General features: G+C 72.4%; 12 protein-coding genes. 11 read left to right on the forward strand and 1 reads right to left on the reverse strand.

Going from position 1 to position 14,314, the window contains the following annotated elements:
* The first annotated feature begins 38 nt into the window (after nt 1-38).
* The 9 genes from ACFVQ3_RS00095 to ACFVQ3_RS00135 all read left to right on the forward strand — a co-directional run bounded on the left by ACFVQ3_RS00095 (nt 39) and on the right by ACFVQ3_RS00135 (nt 12,206).
* Complete coding sequence (locus tag ACFVQ3_RS00095; RefSeq protein ID WP_387633685.1) at nt 39-1,844, forward strand: ABC transporter ATP-binding protein; 1,806 nt, start codon at nt 39-41, stop codon at nt 1,842-1,844.
* A 244-nt stretch (nt 1,845-2,088) separates the two neighbouring features.
* Nucleotides 2,089-3,999 (forward strand): translational GTPase TypA, encoded by a 1,911-nt coding sequence (typA, locus tag ACFVQ3_RS00100; RefSeq protein WP_387633687.1) that lies wholly within the window; start codon nt 2,089-2,091, stop codon nt 3,997-3,999.
* A gap of 99 nt (nt 4,000-4,098) precedes the next feature.
* Nucleotides 4,099-5,211 (forward strand): PIG-L family deacetylase, encoded by a 1,113-nt coding sequence (locus ACFVQ3_RS00105; protein WP_387633689.1) that lies wholly within the window; start codon nt 4,099-4,101, stop codon nt 5,209-5,211.
* On the forward strand, nt 5,199-5,669 hold the full coding sequence (locus ACFVQ3_RS00110) for a DUF6113 family protein (protein ID WP_387633691.1): 471 nt from the start codon (nt 5,199-5,201) through the stop codon (nt 5,667-5,669). The genes ACFVQ3_RS00105 and ACFVQ3_RS00110 overlap by 13 nt, the downstream gene beginning before the upstream one ends.
* 81 nt (nt 5,670-5,750) lie before the next feature.
* The gene (locus tag ACFVQ3_RS00115; RefSeq protein WP_387633693.1) at nt 5,751-8,450 is read left to right on the forward strand and encodes a VanW family protein; all 2,700 of its coding nucleotides are present in this window, start codon (nt 5,751-5,753) and stop codon (nt 8,448-8,450) included.
* Between the two features lie 234 nt (nt 8,451-8,684).
* Nucleotides 8,685-9,572: a hypothetical protein gene (locus tag ACFVQ3_RS00120; RefSeq protein ID WP_387633695.1), complete on the forward strand. Its 888-nt coding sequence runs from the start codon at nt 8,685-8,687 to the stop codon at nt 9,570-9,572.
* Nucleotides 9,569-10,570: a prephenate dehydratase gene (locus ACFVQ3_RS00125; protein ID WP_387633697.1), complete on the forward strand. Its 1,002-nt coding sequence runs from the start codon at nt 9,569-9,571 to the stop codon at nt 10,568-10,570. Before ACFVQ3_RS00120 ends, ACFVQ3_RS00125 begins: the two co-directional genes overlap by 4 nt.
* The gene (locus ACFVQ3_RS00130; RefSeq protein ID WP_387633699.1) at nt 10,567-11,619 is read left to right on the forward strand and encodes a prephenate dehydrogenase; all 1,053 of its coding nucleotides are present in this window, start codon (nt 10,567-10,569) and stop codon (nt 11,617-11,619) included. Before ACFVQ3_RS00125 ends, ACFVQ3_RS00130 begins: the two co-directional genes overlap by 4 nt.
* 185 nt (nt 11,620-11,804) lie before the next feature.
* Nucleotides 11,805-12,206: a RidA family protein gene (locus ACFVQ3_RS00135; RefSeq protein WP_387633701.1), complete on the forward strand. Its 402-nt coding sequence runs from the start codon at nt 11,805-11,807 to the stop codon at nt 12,204-12,206.
* A gap of 6 nt (nt 12,207-12,212) precedes the next feature.
* On the opposite strand, the gene ACFVQ3_RS00140 is transcribed toward ACFVQ3_RS00135, so the two are convergent.
* Entirely contained in the window at nt 12,213-12,542 is a 330-nt protein-coding gene (locus ACFVQ3_RS00140) for a DUF6725 family protein (protein ID WP_387633703.1), read from the reverse strand.
* 92 nt (nt 12,543-12,634) lie between these two features.
* On the opposite strand from ACFVQ3_RS00140, the gene fdxA reads away from it, so the two are divergent.
* Both fdxA and dapC read left to right on the forward strand, forming a co-directional pair.
* Nucleotides 12,635-12,952, forward strand: coding sequence for a ferredoxin (fdxA, locus tag ACFVQ3_RS00145; protein WP_056764260.1), 318 nt, complete (start codon nt 12,635-12,637; stop codon nt 12,950-12,952).
* Nucleotides 12,953-12,966: 14 nt separating this feature from the next.
* On the forward strand, nt 12,967-14,103 hold the full coding sequence (dapC, locus tag ACFVQ3_RS00150; protein WP_387633706.1) for a succinyldiaminopimelate transaminase: 1,137 nt from the start codon (nt 12,967-12,969) through the stop codon (nt 14,101-14,103).
* Nucleotides 14,104-14,314 lie beyond the last annotated feature (211 nt).

Below are 14,314 nucleotides of genomic sequence, written 5' to 3' on the forward strand. Positions count from 1 at the left end.
GCCGACGTCCGTCGCATACAGGAAGGATCCTGATACCTGTGGCAATCGAGACAGCACCCCAGGCGGCACCGGCGCCCACCGGCGAACCCGTGCTGACCGTCCGTGACCTCGGCGTCGACTTCTACGTCGACGGCGAGTGGTTCCCCGCTGCGTCCGGCGTCAGCTACGACGTCCACCCGGGCGAGGTGCTCGCGATCGTGGGCGAGTCCGGCTCGGGCAAGACGCAGTCGTCGATGTCGCTCATCGGTCTGCTCCCGCCCAACGGTCGGGCGACCGGCAGCGCGAAGCTGGGCGACCGTGAGCTCATCGGGATGTCCACGAGCAAGCTCCGCCACATCCGTGGCAAGGAGATCTCGGTGATCTTCCAGGAGCCCATGACGGCGCTCAACCCGGTGTACACCGTCGGTTTCCAGATCGTCGAGACGCTGCGCACGCACTTCGACATGGGTCCCAAGGACGCCAAGAAGCGCGCGATCGAGCTGCTGACGCTCGTGGAGATCCCCGACCCGGCGCGCCGGTTCGACTCCTACCCGCACCAGCTCTCGGGTGGTCAGCGCCAGCGCGCGATGATCGCGCAGGCGCTGGCGTGCGACCCGCGCCTCCTGATCGCCGACGAGCCGACCACGGCCCTCGACGTCACGGTCCAGGCCGAGATCCTCAAGCTCATGCGCGACCTGCGTCACCGCATCGACTCGGGCATCATCCTCATCACCCACGACATGGGCGTCGTCGCCGACATGGCGGACCGCATCCTCGTCATGAAGAACGGCCTGGTCGTGGAGGAGGGGACGGCGGCGCAGATCTTCTCCTCGCCCCAGCACCCCTACACGCAGCGCCTGCTGGACGCGGTCCCGCACCTGGGCACCGCGCGTGCCGAGGTCGTCGAGCCCGTGCAGCCCGTCGTCGACCAGCGCCCGGTCGTGCTCGAGGCCAAGGACATGGTCATCGAGTACCCGGGCCGTGGTCGGGCGCCGGGCTTCCGCGCCGTCGACCAGGTCAACCTGACGATCCGCCAGGGCGAGGTCGTCGGTCTGGTGGGTGAGTCCGGGTCGGGCAAGACGACGATCGGTCGCGCAGTGGTGGGCCTGCTGCCCGTCACGGGTGGCGAGCTGACGATCGTCGGCCAGAACATGGTCGGTGCACGCTCGCGCGACCTGCGTCCGTTGCGCAACCAGGTCGGGATCGTCTTCCAGGACCCGGGCTCGTCGCTCAACCCGCGCCTGCCGATCGGTGAGTCGATCGGGGAGCCCCTCATGCTCCACAAGGGCATCAAGGGCAAGGCGTTGAGCAACGAGGTCGAGCGTCTGCTCGACCAGGTCGAGCTGCCGCGTGCGATGCGCAACCGCTACCCGCACGAGCTCTCGGGTGGTCAGCGTCAGCGCGTGGGCATCGCCCGGGCGCTCTCGCTCGAGCCGAAGCTCCTGGTCGCGGACGAGCCCACCTCGGCCCTCGACGTGTCGGTCCAGGCCAAGGTCCTCGACCTGTTCCAGGACCTGCAGCGCGAGCACGGCTTCGCGTGCCTGTTCATCTCGCACGACCTGGCGGTCGTCGAGATCCTGTCCGACCGGATCGCGGTGATGCACCACGGCAAGCTGGTCGAGGTCGGGGACACGGCGCAGGTCGTCAACTCCCCGCGGGACGACTACACGCGTCGCCTGCTCGCCGCGGTGCCCGTCCCGGACCCGGAGCAGCAGCGCGTGCGCCGCGAGGCGCGCGACCTCCTGCTCGTCAACGAGGCGAAGGACATCGCCCAGGACGAGGCGAGCGAGGTCGACCAGCTCCTGCGTTCGCAGGCGGACCGCCGCGAGAACATCGAGGGCGACCGCATCCCGCAGCAGCCCTGACCTCGCACAGCACGGGTGAGATGCCCGACGACGGCACGCGCCGTCGTCGGGCATCTTGCGTTCTCGGAGGGGCGAGGGCGGGGTGTGACGGAGCACCCTCTCCACCCACTGGCTCGCACCCGGTAAGATAGCCGTGCCCGGACGACGGCGCGCGCGTGCTCTGCGCGGGCGGCGCCCGTCCGCCGGCCACCAGCTCCGGGGCGGAATCCTCCGTCGCTCGCTCCTCTCCCGAAATGAGTTCTGTATGTCTGTGCGCTCTGACCTGCGCAACGTGGCGATCGTCGCCCACGTCGACCACGGCAAGACGACCCTCGTCGACGCGATGCTGCACCAGTCCGGCGCCTTCGGCGCTCACGCGCACGTCGACGAGCGGGCCATGGACTCCGGTGACCTGGAGCGCGAGAAGGGCATCACGATCCTCGCGAAGAACACCGCCGTGCACTACGCCGGCCCGGCGGCCGTCGAGGCGGGGCACCCGGAGGGCATCACGATCAACGTGATCGACACCCCGGGCCACGCCGACTTCGGTGGTGAGGTCGAGCGCGGCCTGTCCATGGTCGACGGTGTCGTGCTCCTCGTCGACGCGTCGGAGGGCCCGCTGCCCCAGACGCGCTTCGTGCTGCGCAAGGCGCTCGTCGCCAAGCTCCCCGTGATCCTCGTGGTCAACAAGACCGACCGCCCCGACTCGCGCATCGAGGAGGTCGTCGCCGAGGCGACCGACCTGCTCCTGGGTCTGGCGAGCGACCTCGCGGACGAGGTCCCGGACCTCGACCTCGACGCGATCCTCGACATGCCCGTCGTCTACGCCGCGGCCAAGGTCGGGCGTGCCTCGACCGAGCAGCCCGCGGACGGCTCGGTTCCCGACAGCGAGAACCTCGAGCCCCTGTTCAAGGTCATCCTCGAGAAGATCCCGGCCCCCACCTTCGAGGAGGGCGCGCCGCTCCAGGCTCACGTCACGAACCTCGACGCGTCGCCGTTCCTCGGTCGCCTCGCGCTCCTGCGCATCTTCAACGGCACCATCCACAAGGGCCAGACCGTGGCGTGGGCGCGTGCCGACGGCACCATGCAGAACGTCAAGATCACCGAGCTGCTCGAGACCAAGGCGCTCACCCGTGTGCCCACCGACTCCGCGGGCCCGGGCGAGATCGTCGCGGTCGCCGGCATCGAGGACATCACCATCGGTGAGACCCTCACGGACCCCGACGACCCGCGTCCGCTGCCGCTCATCACGGTCGACGACCCCGCGATCTCGATGACGATCGGTATCAACACCTCCCCGCTCGCGGGCAAGGGCGGCAAGGGCCACAAGGTCACGGCCCGCCAGGTCAAGGACCGCCTCGACAAGGAGCTCATCGGCAACGTGTCGCTGCGCGTCCTGCCGACCGAGCGCCCCGACGCCTGGGAGGTCCAGGGCCGTGGTGAGCTCGCGCTGGCCATCCTCGTCGAGCAGATGCGTCGCGAGGGCTTCGAGCTGACCGTGGGCAAGCCCCAGGTCGTCACCAAGCTGGTCGACGGCAAGCGCCACGAGCCCATGGAGCGCATGACGATCGACGTGCCCGAGGAGTACCTGGGCAACGTCACGCAGCTCCTCGCGCAGCGCAAGGGCCGCATGGAGACCATGTCGAACCACGGCACGGGCTGGGTCCGCATGGAGTTCGTCGTCCCGGCGCGTGGGCTCATCGGCTTCCGTACCCGCTTCCTCACCGACACGCGCGGCACGGGCATCGCGTCCTCGATCGCCGAGGGCTACGAGCCGTGGGCCGGCCCCATCGAGACCCGCGTCAACGGTTCGCTCGTCGCGGACCGTGCCGGTGTCGTGACGCCGTTCGCGATGATCAACCTGCAGGAGCGCGGCTCCTTCTTCGTCGACCCCACGCAGGAGGTCTACGAGGGCATGATCGTCGGCGAGAACTCGCGCAACGAGGACATGGACGTCAACATCACGAAGGAGAAGAAGCTCACGAACATGCGTGCAGCGTCTTCCGACACCTTCGAGAACCTCACGCCCCCGAAGCACCTGACGCTCGAGGAGTCGCTCGAGTTCGCCCGCGAAGACGAGTGCGTCGAGGTCACCCCCGAGGTCGTGCGCATCCGCAAGGTCATCCTCGACCAGACCGAGCGCGCCCGCGCGTTCTCCCGCGCGAAGAAGTCCTGACCTCGTCAGGACGGCACCACCGCTGAGCGTGCAGCCCGTGCCGCCGGTCCTCGTGACCGGCGGTGCGGGCTCCGCACTACCCGCCCCCCTGGAGGACGTATGAGGTCCGAGCCGGTCCGGCCCCGCGGTGGGCTGCTCGCGGTGCACGCCCATCCCGACGACGAGACCCTCGCGACCGGCGCGCTGCTGGCGACGTGGGCTGCGTCGGGCGAGCCCGTGACGCTCGTGACGTGCACGCGGGGTGAGCAGGGCGAGGTGATCGGCCCGGAGCTCGCGCACCTCGAGGGTGACGGTCCGGCCCTCGCTGCACACCGTGAGGGAGAGCTTGCGCGTGCCCTGACGAGCCTGGGGGTATCCGACCACCTGTTCCTCGACCAGGTCGAGCCCGACGAGAGCGCCGCGGACGAGGGGCGCGCAACCGTCGCCTACCGGGACTCGGGCATGGCGTGGGCCGCGCCGGGCATCGCACGGGCGGCAGCGGAGGCCGACCTCCCGGACGGCGCGCTCGTCGGGGTCCCGCTCGACGAGGCCGCACACCGCCTCGCGCGGGTCCTGCGCGAGCGGCGGCCCCGCGTCGTCGTGACGTACGAGCCGTCGGGGGGCTACGGGCACCCTGACCACGTCCGGGCGCACGAGATCACCGTCCGGGCGATCGCGCTCGCCGTCCGCGGGGAGCAGAACCCAGTGCTCGACGGCGTCGCGCCGGACGGCGAGCGGGGGCCGGAGGGCGAGCAGTTGCCGGAGGGCGAGGCGGGGGAGCGGGGACCTGAGCTGTGGCAGTCCGTCGTGCCGACCGCGGTGGCGCGGGCCGCTCGTCGCGAGCTGGCCGACCTGCCGGGAGTGCGCACCCTGTTGGCCGAGCATCCCGACCTCACCCTGCCGGACCCGCAGGAGGACCTGCCTCCCGTGGCGAAGGACGACCTCGCGGACGTCGTGGTCGTCGAGGTGGCGCCCGTGCTCGACGCAGTGGTCGGAGCATTGCGCGCGCACGCGACCCAGGTCCAGCACGTCGGGACCGGGCCGGCGGGAGCCTGGGGCGTCGCGGCGCCGTCCGAGGCGTCCGGTGGAGTGCTCGGGTGGTACGCGTTGAGCAACGACGTCCTCGCCGCCCTTCCTTCACGCGAGTTCTACAGCGTGACCCCGGAGTCTGCGGGACCTCCCCGCAGGTTCACGGGAAATGATCAGACAGGACCAGTAGCGTGGACACAGTGAAGAAGACCCGGGCCCGCACGATCGGGCGTGCGCTGCTGTGCGTGGTGCTCGGCCTCGTGGTGGGCGCCGTCGGCACCGTGATGCACCGTGTCGTGGTGACGGACCACCTGCTGCCCGTCGGGATCGTCGTGGCGCTGCTCGCGGTTCTCGCCGGGGGAGTGCTCGCGCGCGCGTGGACCGGTTGGGCGGGGGTCGTCGGCTACGCGATCGGCTGGGTCGTGGCGGTGCAGGTTCTCGCTTCCGAGGGCCCGGGCGGCGACCTGCTGGTACCGAACCAGACCGTCGGGCTCGTATGGGTCTACGGCGGGATGGCCGTCGTCGCGGTCATCGCCTTCCTGCCGTCGTCGTGGTTCAGCGACCAGCCGCTGCGGTCGGGTGCTGCGAGCCACCCGGCGGCGCAGATCGTCACCGGATCTTCACGCCGGACAACGACCGGACAGATCGGTACGGACGCATAGAATTGCCCCCCGCGGGCAGTCCGCACCACCCTCCTTCGTCGCGGCCTTCGCCGCGCGCCAGAACCGTCACGGAGACAGTCGATGGGCCACCCGACCGAGCGTGAGAACGCGCAGGAACCGAGCACGAACGACGAGGTGTCGACCCCGGAGCAGCCGACCGACGGCGTTCCTCCCGAGAGCACCGAGCCCGGAGCCCCGGAGGAGCCGTCCACGGCAGCACCCGAGGCCGGTGCGGACCGCACCGGCACGACCGACGCCGCGGGGACCGAGGCTGCGCCGACCGAGGCTGCGGCGACCGACGACGCGCCGCTACCGGCCGACGAGGCGACCCCTGTGGTCGCGACTCCCGTTCCGAGCGAGGTGACGCCGGAGGCTGAGACCGTGGCGCCGGCCGAGCGTGACGTGCCGGTCGCGCCCGTGGTGCCGACCAGGCCTGCCGACCCGGTCGTGCCGGACACCGTCGCGACCCCGGCGACCCCGGCGACCCCCGCGACGCCGGCGACCCCCGCGACGCCGGCGACCCCCGCGACGCCGACGGACCCGGCTGACCCGGCGACGCCGACGGTCGAGCCGGTCGAGCCTCGTCGCCCCAGCTTCGATGACGACGACGACGTGCCGTACTCACCGCGGGTCTTCGCCTTCGAGGAGCCGGTCGCCGTCCCGGTCGTTCCTCAGACGCCGCCTGCGCCGGTCTCTGCCAGCCCCGACGCACCGGTGGAGCGGACCGCGGTCCAGCCCGCGCCCACCGAGACGCCTGCCGTGCCCGCGTCCGCGCCCGCGGTCCCTGTCACGCCGCCGACCTCCGCCGTGCACGTCGAGCCCGGTGGGGACGTCCACCCCGCCGCGGACGCCCAGGCCACGCAGGTCATGCCCCCCGTCGAGACGTCTGCCGTGCCGGCGGACCCGACGCCTCCCGTCTCGCCCTTCGCCCCGGCGACGTCGGCGTGGACCAGTGCTGCGACGTCGGGCGCTGCGACGACCGCCGGCCCGGCGGCAGCCGCGGGACCCGCCCGGCCCTCGATCGCGTCGGCGTTCACCCCGGTCGGTGCTCCCGAGGCGGCGCCGGGCGCCCCGACCGACGGCGGGTCGCCGCTCGACGGGATCTCCGGCGACAAGGCACCCAGCCGTCTGCCCAAGGTGGCGCTGTGGGCGGGGATCGGGGTCGTCGTGCTCGGCGGCCTCTACACCGGGGCGCAGTGGTTCTACTCCGACAAGGTCCCGCCGGAGACCACCGTCGCGGGGGTGTCCGTGGGAGGTCTCGACGCGAAGGCGGCCACGGCTGCGCTCGAGAAGGGGCTCGGCGGACGCGCTGCCGAGCCGATCACGCTCCAGGCGGGCACCTCGACGACGACGCTCGACCCGGCCACGGCCGGGCTCGCGTTCGACGCGCAGGCGACGGTCGACGAGCTCACGTCGTTCTCGATGAGTCCCGTCCAGCTCTGGAAGCACGTCTTCGGGGGCACGGACGAGGAGCCGGTGACGACCGTCGACGACAAGAAGCTCGAGGCCCAGGTCACCGAGCTCAAGGCGCGCCTCGCGCTCGAGCCGGTCGACGGCAACGTCGTGTTCGCGGACGGGCAGCCCGTGGCGACGCAGGCGCAGGACGGCGCCGAGATCGTCGAGGACGAGTCGATCGACATCATCAGCACCTCGTGGCTCACGGGTCCTGACCCCCTCGACCTCCCGACGACCCCGGAAGCTCCTGCCGTCACGCAGGAGGAGACGGACGCGGCGCTCGCTCTGGCGCAGAGCGTCGTCTCGGCCCCCGTCACGGTCGCGGTCGGCGGTCAGCAGGCCGAGCTCTCGCCCGACGTCCTCGCGTCCGCGGCTGCCTTCAACCCGACGGACGGCGCGCTCCAGCTCACCTTCGACGGCCCGACGCTGCTCGAGGCCGTCGTCGCGGGGACCGACGACCTGCTCGACGAGGCCGCGGACGCGAAGTTCGTCTTCGTCGACGGAGCACCCGTCATCCAGGGCGGCGAGCCGGGCACCACGATCGATCCGGTCGCGCTGAGCGCCGCGGTCACGACGGCCGCCGTCGGCACCGAGCGGACCGCGACCGTCGAGCTCACGCAGTCGGACCCCGCCGAGTCGGTCGCGGCGCTCGAGGCGCTCGGCGTCAAGGAGAAGATCTCCGAGTTCTCCACTAACCTGACGAGCGACGCGCAGCGCACCGAGAACCTGAGGGTCGGGGCGAGCAAGGTCAACGGCACCCTGGTCAAGCCGGGCGAGACGTTCTCCCTCACGGACACGCTGTCCCCGATCACGGCGGCCGGCGGCTACTACTCCGCCGGCATCGTGCAGGACGGCAAGCACGTCGAGGGCATCGGTGGCGGTCTGTCGCAGATGGCCACGACGACCTACAACGCCGGCTTCTACGCCGGGCTGGAGGACGTCGAGCACCGTCAGCACAGCTACTGGTTCAGCCGGTACCCGGCCGGTCGTGAGGCGACGATCTTCGTCGGCTCGATCGACATGAAGTTCAAGAACAACACGCCCTACGGTGTGCTCATGCAGTCCTGGATCGGCGGGGGGCAGCTTCACGTCGCGATCTGGAGCACGAAGTACTGGACCGTGGAGGAGTCCTCGAGCGGCAAGCAGAACGTGGTCGAGCCGACCACGGTGACGCACTCGGGTCCGGACTGCGTGCCCCAGGCCAAGGGCAACGCGGGCTTCTCGATCACGACGTACCGCAAGCTCCTCCTCGAGGGGAAGGTCGTCAAGGAGGAGTCGGACCGGTGGACGTACAAGCCGGACAACCAGGTCGTCTGCGGGCCCTGAGGTCGCACTGACGGTCCTGCGCCGGTACGCGCCGGGGCGGGGTGAGCGGGTCGAGACCGACGGGTCTCGGCCCGCTCCGTCGTCTCGGGGCGGGGGAGGTGGGCGGGCGGGCCCTTGCGTCTCAAGGTGGCTCACGCCCCGGTCGTCCTGGGACCCCGCCGCTAGACTGCTCGTCGGACGCTGACAGGCGCCGCGCACGCGCGGCCACCGCGAGAGGCAGGGCGAGGACACTCGATGCTCGGACGTAGTGAACGCGAGTCGGGGGCCCACGCACGGCTCGCCGCACAGATCGCGAAGTGGCACGGCGCGGACGGGTGGCCTGCGGGCACGGGGGCCGACGACCTGCTGGACCTGGGGTCCACCTCGACGACGCTCGCGACCGTCGCGAGCATCGACGACCTGGCCGCGGTCGTGCACATCGGCCATCCGGCGCAGCCGTCCCACGACCTCGAGCGTGCGCTGCTGGCGGCGGCGCCGTCGCTGCTCATCACGTCGTCGGTCGCGGTTCCCGCGCAGTGGGTGTGGGTGGGCCGCCCGGGCCAGTCCACGGGGAGCGTCGTCGTCGACGAGGCCGGCATGCGTGACTGCCGGCACGTCCTGCGGACGCTCGGGGCGAACCCCCGCCTGGTCCCGTCGCGGACCGCGCTCGACGAGAGGGTCGCCCTGGCAGGTCCGAGCGGCACGCTCGTCGTGGAGCGCTCGGAGATCCCCGCCGGGTGGGAGGAGATCCCCGGCAGCGCTCGCCTGAGCGAGGGGGCGCCGATCTGGTACGGACTGGTCGAGGCCCGCCGCCCTGCTCCGGAGTTCGCGGGAGAGGCGCAGGTCTGGTTCGCGTTCGGCCCGCGCGACGACCACCGCGGCTCGCTCCAGCAGACCTTGTCGGTCGTCGCGGAGAGCGGGATCGACATGCAGCACCTGCGCAGCCACCGCTCGTCCGCTGGTCCGCACATCTTCTTCTCCTCCTTCTCGTGCCCCGACGACTCGGTGCTGACGGGGCTCATCGCCGAGCTTTCCTCGCGCGACGTCGCCCACCGGGTGCTCGCGGTCCTCCCGGGCCGGGAGTTCGTCCCCGGACCCGACGCCCTGGCACCGCAGTGGGCACCGGGGCGCGTGGGCGCGTGACCAGGGTCGCCTACCTCGGACCGGAGGGGACGTTCACGCACCAGGCGGCGGTCCGGTGGGCGCGCGCGCAGGTTTCCGGCGGGACGGGCCCGACGTCGTCGCTCGCCCCGGGCGTCGAGGGCGCGGACGGCGGTGCGGACGTCGAGCTCGTCCCGGCCCTGACCGTGACCGACGTCTACGCGGGCGTCGCCTCGGGAGAGATCGACCACGGCATCGTCGCGATCGAGAACTCGGTCGAGGGGTACGTGGTCCCTTCGCTCGACGCGATCGTGGGGAGCGAGGACGTCGTGGCGATCGACGAGGTGGTCCTGGAGATCACGTTCGACGCGTTCGTCCGCCCGGGTCACGGCGAGCTGACCGAGGTCACCGCACACCCGCACGGCCTGGCCCAGTGCCAGGACTTCGTGGTCCGGTCGGGGGCCGCCCCCGTCCCCTCGTCGTCGAACGCGGCGGCGTGCCGTGACGCGACCGAGCACCAGATCGCGATCGGCCCCGCCATCTGTGGCGAGCTGTACGGGCTCGACCTGCTCGAGGCCGGGGTCGAGGACTTCCGGGGCGCACGGACGAGGTTCCTGACGATCGTCCGACGCGACCGGGCGCAGGTCGCGCTCGCCGCCGCCCGGGCCGGCGGGGGCGACGACCAGTGGCGCACCATGCTCGCGCTGACGCCGCACGTCACGGGCCCCGGGGTCCTGGCGAGGATCACCCGGGCGTTCGGTGCGGGGGGCGTGAACCTGTCGAGCCTCATCACCCGCCCGCTCAAGGCGCTCGAGGGCAAGTACGTGTTCGTCCTGACGGTCGACGCCGCGCCCTGGGAGCCCGCCGTGCGCGAGGTTCTCGACGGGCTGCTCGCGGCAGGAGACTCGGTCAAGACGCTGGGAGTCTTCCCGGCACGAGGTGAGCTCGACGAGGCGCTCTCCTCCGACCACGTCCCCGTGGGGTCGGTCCGGGCCGGCGCCCCGGCCGACGAGCTCGACAGGGGCCTGCTGTGGGCGTGAGGCGAGACGCGGACGCGCACCGCGAGGGCCCCCGGACGGTCGCCGTCCTGGGGCTCGGGCTCATCGGCGGTTCGCTGGCCCGACGTCTGGCACGTGAGGGCGTGACCGTCACGGGGTACGACGCCTCGGCCCAGACGCGGACGCAGGCCGCGGAGGCCGGGATCCGGGTGGCCGAGGACGTCGAGTCGCTGTGCGCCTCGGCCCCCGACGTCCTGGTCCTCGCGGTCCCGCTGCGGGCCATGCGCCCCGTGGCCACCGAGGTCGCCCGGCACCTGCCCGCGTCGACCGTCGTCACAGACGTCGGGTCCGTCAAGGGGCCGGTGCGTGAGGTCCTGCAGGGGTGCGGCCTGGGGGACCGGTACGTCGGCGCTCACCCCATGGCGGGGACCGAGGCGTCCGGGTTCGCCGCCTCGTCGGCGGAGCTGCTCGACGCCGCTCGGTGGGCCGTCACGGTCACCGACAGGACTCGCCCCGAACCTCTCGCGACGGTGCTCTCGCTCGTGACGGGTGCCGCGGGCGGTCGTGCATTCGTGCTGACCGACGACGTGCACGACGAGGCCGCAGCGCTCATCAGCCACGTCCCGCACGCGTTCGCGATCGAGATGCTCAACCTCGTGTCGGCCGCCCCGGTCCGTGGGATGGCGCTGGCGCTGGCCGCGGGGAGCTTCCGCGACGGGACCCGGGTGGGTCGGACGGACCCGCGCCGGACCGAGGCCATGCTCACCGAGAACGCGGGCTGGGTCGCGCCGGCGCTCCGGCTCGCGGCGCGCGACCTCGAGGCGCTCGCGACGGCGCTGGAGGCGAACGCCGCCACGACGGACTTCTTCGACCGGGCCGACGACGTCCGGGCGACGTGGCAGCCCCAGGGAGCGGCCACCGCCGACACCGATGCCGCCGACGCCGACGCCGGCGGCGCAGGTGCCGGCGGCGCGGAGCGGTTGTCGGTCGACCTGGAGGAACCCGGGTGGTCCGCCGAGCTCGTCGAGCTCTCCCTCGCGGGCTGGGCCGTCGTCGCGGTGCACGGTGCCCTGGTGGAGCTCGCGCGCTAGGTGCCTCACCCCCGCGTCGCGCCTGGCCGTGCACGACCCGGGCGCGTCGTGCGGGAGATCCCGTCGTCCGCACGCCGCACGCCGCACGCCGCACGCCGCACGCCGCACACGGTACGCGGCGCGTCGCACCTCCCACCTCGCACCACCCCGTGCGGGTGTCGGTGGTGGGTGGAACCGTGGACGTCATGGAGATCACACGGATTCAGCCGGCCGGGCTCGTCGTGAGCCCGGCGTTCAGCCACGTCGCGATCGTCCCGCCGGGCGCCGCGACCATCTACGTCGGCGGCCAGAACGGCGTCGACGACACGGGGGCGGTCGTCTCGGACGACGTCGCCGAGCAGTCGGTCCGGACCATCGACAACGTCAGCGTCGCGCTTGAGGCGGCCGGCGCGACGCTCGCCGACGTCGTGCAGTGGACCGTCCTGCTGGTCGAGGACGCCGACCTGGGCGCGGCCTACGGCGCGATCGCGCCCCGGCTCGCCGGACCGGGCGTACCGCCGCTCGTCACGGCCGCGCGCGTCGCGGGCCTGGGCGTGCCCGGCGCGCTGATCGAGGTGAGCGCGATCGCGGCGGTCGTCCCGGCCTGAGGCCGGTCAGTCGACCGGTTGACGCGGCAGCCTGCGCGGGGGCCGGGGCGGGATCCGCTTGGCGGCGACGAGCTGCTCGGCGGGGATCGTCACCTCGACCGACTCGTGCGAGCCCCCCGCGTCCGTGCGCAGGCTGATCGAGGCCCCGGGGGAGACCGACAGGACGATGCCGATCACGTCGGTCACCGACCTGCCCTCCCCGGTCGCGGGGTCCTGGGTGGCGCGTACCTCGTCCGGTGTCAGTCGTCGCCGGACCACGACGCGAGCGCCCGGGGGCCACGTGGTCCACTCCGGGTCGAGCGCCGGGCGCGGGGTGGAGTCCATGGTCGTGCTCACGCTCTCTTCGTCCGCCGATGGCCGGGATGCCCCGTTCCTGAGCGATACTAGGGGGAAGTGCTCGGTGCAGCAGGTGAAAGGGAACCTCCGACGTGACGTACGTGATTGCTCAGCCTTGTGTGGACGTGAAGGACAAGGCGTGCATCGAGGAGTGTCCGGTGGACTGCATCTACGAGGGCAAGCGGTCGTTGTACATCCATCCTGACGAGTGCGTTGACTGTGGTGCGTGCGAGCCGGTGTGTCCGGTGGAGGCGATCTACTACGAGGACGACGTGCCGTCGGAGTGGAGCGACTACTACCGGGCGAACGTGGAGTTCTTCGACGACCTGGGTTCGCCCGGTGGTGCGGCGAAGATGGGCATGATCGAGAAGGACGACCCGATGATCGCGGCCCTGGCCCCGCAGGCCTGAGCGGGCAGCCGAGCATGGGATTCGCCGACCTGGGTGGCCTCGCCTACCCGTGGGACTCGCTCACGCCCTACGCGGAGCGTGCGCGCGCGCACCCGCGGGGCATCGTCGACCTGTCGATCGGGACGCCGGTCGACCCGACGCCCGCCGTCGTCCGTGACGCGCTCGCCGCCGCGGGCGACGCGCACGGTTACCCGACCACGCACGGTACCTCCGCGCTGCGTGAGGCCGTCGTCGGCTGGTTCGACCGCCGACGTGGTGTGCCGGGGCTCGACCCGGACGCCGTCCTGCCCACGGTGGGCTCCAAGGAGCTCGTCGGTCTGCTGCCCTCGTTGCTGAGGCTGGGCCCGGGCGACGTCGTCGTGCACCCCGCCACGGCGTATCCCACGTACGACGTGGGCGCGCGCCTCGCCGGGGCGACCCCGCTCGCGACCGACCGGGTCGAGGACTGGGCCGGGCGCAGCGACGTGCGGCTCGTCTGGGTCAACTCGCCGGGCAACCCGACGGGTGAGGTCCTGGGGGTCGAGGAGCTCGCGCGCGTCGTGGCCGCGGCGCGGGAGATCGGTGCGCTCGTCGTGAGCGACGAGTGCTACGCCGAGCTCGCCTGGGAGGAGCCGTTCGCGGGCCAGGGGGTGCCGAGCATCCTCGACCCGCGCGTGAGCGGAGGCTCGACGCACGGGCTGCTCGCGGCGTACTCGTTGTCCAAGCAGTCGAACCTCGCGGGATACCGGGCCGCGTTCGTCGCGGGCGACCCCGCGGTCGTCGCGGACCTGCTGACGACGCGCAAGCATCTTGGCATGATCGTGCCCGCGCCGGTCCAGGCGGCCATGGTGGCGGCGCTCACGGACGACGCGCACGTCGCGGCGCAGCGCGAGGTCTACCGGCGCCGTCGGGACGTGCTGCTGCCCGCGCTCGGTGAGGTCGGCCTGCAGGTCGACGGCTCCCAGGCGGGGCTCTACCTGTGGTCGCGCCCCGCGGGCGCGGTGGACGCGTCGGGGGACTGCTGGTCGGTCGTGGGGGACCTCGCGGACCTCGGGATCCTCGTGGGGCCGGGCGCGTTCTACGGCCCGGCGGCCGCGGGGCACGTGCGGGTCGCTCTCACCGCGAGCGACGAGAGGGTGCACGAGGCTGCGGCCCGGCTCTCCGGGCGGTGACCGCCTGCGCGGGCCCGGGGGATTGTTGGGGCAATCCCTGCACGTTCTCGCCTGTGACTCGCATCACACCCGCGTGACGGTTTCGTGACCGTTCCAGATTGGTCACGTGTGGGTGAAGCGAGTACCGTCGACCCAGGCCAATGCTGTCCGACGTTCTCGGCCATCCAGCATCCGGGCCGGACAGGTGACGATCTCGCAGCGACACCACGAA

This window comes from Oerskovia sp. NPDC057915 (assembly GCF_042887685.1).
Lineage (GTDB): Bacteria > Actinomycetota > Actinomycetes > Actinomycetales > Cellulomonadaceae > Oerskovia.

Coding starts and splice junctions, on each gene's coding strand:
- typA (WP_387633687.1), top strand. CDS start 2,089: ATGTCTGTGCGCTCTGACCTGCGCAACGTGGCGATCGTCGCCCACGTC.
- ACFVQ3_RS00120 (WP_387633695.1), top strand. CDS start 8,685: ATGCTCGGACGTAGTGAACGCGAGTCGGGGGCCCACGCACGGCTCGCC.
- ACFVQ3_RS00115 (WP_387633693.1), top strand. CDS start 5,751: ATGGGCCACCCGACCGAGCGTGAGAACGCGCAGGAACCGAGCACGAAC.
- dapC (WP_387633706.1), top strand. CDS start 12,967: ATGGGATTCGCCGACCTGGGTGGCCTCGCCTACCCGTGGGACTCGCTC.
- ACFVQ3_RS00135 (WP_387633701.1), top strand. CDS start 11,805: ATGGAGATCACACGGATTCAGCCGGCCGGGCTCGTCGTGAGCCCGGCG.
- ACFVQ3_RS00105 (WP_387633689.1), top strand. CDS start 4,099: ATGAGGTCCGAGCCGGTCCGGCCCCGCGGTGGGCTGCTCGCGGTGCAC.